Here is a 1105-nt window from a genome sequence, read left to right on the forward strand (position 1 = left end):
ACAGAATACGTTGCAAAAGCAAACGCCCCACCTTTTAGGTGAGGCGTCGCGATAAGTACGGTAATAGCTGCGGTTACGAAATCCGCTGTTCACGGGTTGTGAGTCCGAGACTCGGCCCGAGCGACACTCGCTGTTAGTCTGAGACTATGGCTTGAGCGTCTACCTCTAGATTACTTCATTACTCGCTCTCGTCAACTCCGTCAGAGACTTTTCGTGACTGGTTTGAAGTTTCAGCAGTTGAGTCCGGCAATCAGCAAAGTGTGATTCACCTAGCGCTGCGGCAATATCTTTAGATAACCGGGCCTTTGGTGTTCTATCTTCAAGGAACTTCTCAAGTCCATTGTCTTCGATTTTCTTCCTTGCATGAAATACGGCGCTGGCCAGAAGATCCGCAACCTGCAAAGCGGGGCAAGTCCTTGAATCCAGACTAACTGCAGTGATTACACGCTTGTTACCAAACCGACCATTTAAGGAAGCCGCGAGTTCATCACCGTATGAAATTCCCACCGGGACATCGATATGATCTAGCAGTGCAACGCTAACTTCGCGACGAGTAATAAGTCCACGCAGCAGTCTGTCGGTTGCAAATAGATGCCCTTGCCACTGATCTCTATCCGACCACGGGTCAAAATGACGCTTATCAAGCACAAAAGCTCCAAAAGTGCATCCTGAAGATACCGCCTCAGAAAAGATTTCAGAGAGAATAGGCTGGGAATTCCGATTCACTTTCGAAAATTTGATCTCGTCCGCGTTAGTAAAATGGTTTCTGTCTCGACATGCCTTAATGGCTCGACTTAGTTTGTCGGGGTCGGTGGTTCTAACTGCCGCGGTTACGAAATGCTTTCCGAGACTTCCTTTGCTCCCTGCCTCATCCACGAAATACGCCACCCCTTCGGCGGAAAGAGGAAGGTGAATTTTGCGAGCCGTAGAACTATTCATGGATCGATAATATCAACGTCAACCCCCACACGAATATTGACGATTAGCCTATGAGCTTGCCTTATGTAGCGCAATTTTGGGTGGTTCGGTGTTTGCGTTGACATCGAGTGTGGCCGGTCAACCCTAATTGCCGTGCTTATCCGTTACGTTTTGCAACACCTCGCTG

Annotated in this window: 1 protein-coding gene; it reads right to left on the reverse strand. The window is 48.8% G+C overall.

Annotated features, from left to right (window positions below; all coding sequences use genetic code 11):
- Window positions 1-165 precede the first annotated feature (165 nt).
- Window positions 166-939, reverse strand: coding sequence for a DUF3800 domain-containing protein (locus tag HMPREF0298_RS12220; protein WP_144691047.1), 774 nt, complete (start codon window positions 937-939; stop codon window positions 166-168).
- Between the last annotated feature and the right edge of the window lie 166 nt (window positions 940-1105).

The organism is Corynebacterium lipophiloflavum DSM 44291, from assembly GCF_000159635.1.
Taxonomy (GTDB): domain Bacteria; phylum Actinomycetota; class Actinomycetes; order Mycobacteriales; family Mycobacteriaceae; genus Corynebacterium; species Corynebacterium lipophiloflavum.

Excerpts from the sequence above, each read along its gene's own strand:
- HMPREF0298_RS12220 (WP_144691047.1), bottom strand. The coding sequence starts at position 939 with ATGAATAGTTCTACGGCTCGCAAAATTCACCTTCCTCTTTCCGCCGAA.